This is a genomic window from Streptomyces sp. NPDC001156 (assembly GCF_053598275.1).
Map to the genome: position 1 here is coordinate 1 of NZ_JBSFJX010000429.1, position 3,001 is coordinate 3,001.

The window sequence follows — 3,001 nt, forward strand, 5'->3', positions numbered from 1 at the left end:
TCCGGGCCGCTGGCCCGGAAGGCTGCCTGAGCCTGGAATCCCCACACACGCCCGAAGGCGCCCCGCAAGGGGCGTCCGGCCCCAAGGCCGGACGGGAATCACCCGCCTTCAGGCGGGGGAGCCTTCAAGAGAGAAACAGACAGCTTCAGCGGTTCGGGAGCCAGATGGGAGAGGATGCGAATCGAACTCTTCGCGAGATTCCACGGCACTGTCCGAGGCGGGTGCACATCGCCGGCGTCACCCGGCACGTTACGGCCGCGTGGGCCGCGCAGTGCGCCAGAAACCTCCTCATGAGCTGGGACGACACACGCACCGCCGGCATCCGGTATCTGATCCGAGACAACGGATACTTCACCGAGGGCTTCGACGTGGTCTTCACCGCCGTCGGTGCCCGCGCTGTGCCCATCCTGCCGGGCGTGCCCCGGATGAACGCGATCGCTGAGCGCTGGGTCGGCTCGTGCCGCCGTGAGGCCACTGATCGGGTCCTGATCACCGGAGAGCGGCACCTGCGCCTCGTCGTCGAGGAGTACGCCGGGGCGTCCGCCTTCCTGGAACGCCTGTACGCCAGCGAGGTGTGGGGGCAGGCGTCCTCCGGGACACCGGCCCACACAGCCTCGGACAAGAAACCGGCACCGTCGGTGACCACGGAGGTTGAGGAGCGCTCGCTGGACACCTACGACCGGTTCTTCGGCGTGATCGACGCTGGGCTGAGCACGGGCGAAGGGGCAGCCTGGTGAACGCGTCGAAGGGCACGAATCAGGCCCGGACCTCCCGCGATGTCGGCTCCGAACTCGTCTATGCGGCCAAGGCGTTGAAAGCCCGGGCCCTGCGGGACGCGGCCACCCCGCTTGTCGAACGGGCCCGCGACGAGGGCTGGAGCCACGAGGAGTATCTGGCCGTCTGCCTGCAGCGGGAGGTCGCCGCCTGGGACTCCCATGGCGCCGAGGGACGCACCGGGCGGCCCGCTTCCCCTCCCGCAAGTCTCTGGGAACGTCGCCTTCGATCGCCAGCGGTCCGTGAAACGCGAGGTCATCGCCCATCTGGGGACATTCGACTTCGTCGTCGGCAAGGAGAACGTGATCTTCCTGGGGCCGCCCAGGGCTGGTTAGCACTGCCCATTCCTCCTATCAGGGTGTGTCGAACAGTCCAGGTTGGTCGCGTTGCACCTGGATACGGAGCCCTTTGCGTCGTCCGCGGTTGACGTGGACGGCGGCGAGTTCGCCGCGTTGGACCTTGTGCAACACGGTCTGGCGGGCCACTCCGAGGGCCGTGGCGGCCTCGTCGAGGGCGAGCCAGCCATCGGGGACCTCCGGCTTGATCTTGTCGCGGAGGGCCTGGTCGATCCGGATGCGCCAGGGGGCGCCCGGGGTGATCTGCTCGCCGTGGATGAAGCCGTCCTTCATCCAGCGGTAGAGCGTGACCTTGCTGACGCCGAGGATCTTCTCGGCCTCGGTGATGGTGACCACGAGCGCATCGTCGCAGCCGGCACTGACATCGGCCTTCGGCGGCTGTTGGTAGGCGGGGATGTGGTGGGTGGCCCGCAGGATCGCGACCCGGGTCCTGGTCCAGGTCAGGCCGGTGGCGGTGCGGCGCTTCTGCTTGGCCAGGATCGCCGCGATGGAGCGGTCGTTGTAGTGCTGGGCCAGGCGCCGGACCAGGTCGATGGTGTCCTCGTCGGTCACCTGGACGCGTCCGCCGGACTTGTTCATCGTCATCGACAGCTCGGTACTCGCCCCGCCCTGCCAGACGATCTTCAGGTCGGCGATGCGGCGCTCGGCGTGGATGGTGATGCCGATCTCGGCGATGACCGCGCGGATCAGCTGCTTGCGCTCGCGCAGCGTGGTCGTGGGCGCTTCGAAGACGGCGCGGACGTCGGTGCCCGCGCTCGTGATCCAGGCCAGTGCCTGCTCGGTGAGGGCGGCCGGGCGGCGGGCCTTCTGCGCGGTCAGGTCGGCCTCGGCCGTGCGGACAGCGGCGAGTTTCTCCTCGAGGGTCTTCTCCAGGGTCCGGGCCACGAGGCGGTTTTCGGGTTCGACGTTGTTGAACTGCCGCAGTGCCCGCTCGGCCTCGAACCGGGCCCGCTCGACGGCGAGTTGGAAGACCGACAGGTTCTCCTGGTGGCGGGCGTCGGCCTCGGCCAGGGCCCGGGCGGTGGCGGTCAGCGCGGCCGGCTGCAACACCGCGAACAGCTCGTTCAGAATCGTCTTCTCCAGCTTGACGCCGCCGATGGACTGGCAGACCTTCTCGCCGGCATACAGCTGCTTGGCGCGGGCGCAGACATAGCGGGGGCAGTTGCCCTTGGTGCCCGAGTATCCGGTCTGCATGATCCGCCCGCACCACCCGCACCGCAGCAGGCCCTGCAGCAGGGCCCGGCCCTCGCGGACCGCACCACCGGCCTGTTCGCGCGGGTGGCGCCAGTTCGCCCGCAGCTTCGCGGTGTTGGTCTCGTACTTGTCCCAGCTGATGAAGCCGGGATGGTGGTCGGGGATGAGAACTTCCCACTGCTCGCGCGGCACCAGCCGGTCCCGGGCGACCACGTGGCCCGTCGCGGGGTCGACGCGTTTGTCGGTGCGGGTGCGGCCGAAGACGAACGCCCCGGCATAGGCCGGGTTGGTCAGGAAGTCATGGACGGCCGGATAGGTCGCCTCGGCCCAGGTGATCTGCTTCGAGCCGTTGCGGCGGCGGGGCAGTTTGAGGTGGTCCTCGCGCAGGCTGATCAGCACCTGGCGGGCCGAGCCGAGCTCGTCGAAGCGGCGGAAGACCGTCGCGATGGCCTCCTGCACGGCCTCGTCCGCCGTGATGACGACTTTGTCGGCCTCGTCGTAGTCGAGGCCGACCGGCAGGCCCTGTTTGAGTTCGCCCCTGGCGGCCTTGTGCTTGAGCCCGGCGGTCAACCGTGAGCGGATCAGGTGGAGTTCGGCCTCTTATGCGGACCTTGCCGATATGCCGCCGCACGGTGGTGCCGCCCTGGTCGTGGGCCTGGGCATCGTTTTATCGATCG

2 protein-coding genes are annotated in these 3,001 nt (G+C 68.9%); one reads left to right on the forward strand and one right to left on the reverse strand.

The genetic code is table 11. The features are described 5' to 3' along the window. The first annotated feature begins 290 nt into the window (after window positions 1-290). Window positions 291-737, forward strand: a complete 447-nt coding sequence (locus ACWDA7_RS51700; RefSeq protein WP_450615027.1) for a hypothetical protein — start codon at window positions 291-293, stop codon at window positions 735-737. A gap of 390 nt (window positions 738-1,127) precedes the next feature. Here ACWDA7_RS51700 and ACWDA7_RS51705 read toward each other — a convergent pair whose 3' ends face one another. Then, complete coding sequence (locus ACWDA7_RS51705; protein ID WP_450615029.1) at window positions 1,128-2,894, reverse strand: recombinase family protein; 1,767 nt, start codon at window positions 2,892-2,894, stop codon at window positions 1,128-1,130. Between the last annotated feature and the right edge of the window lie 107 nt (window positions 2,895-3,001).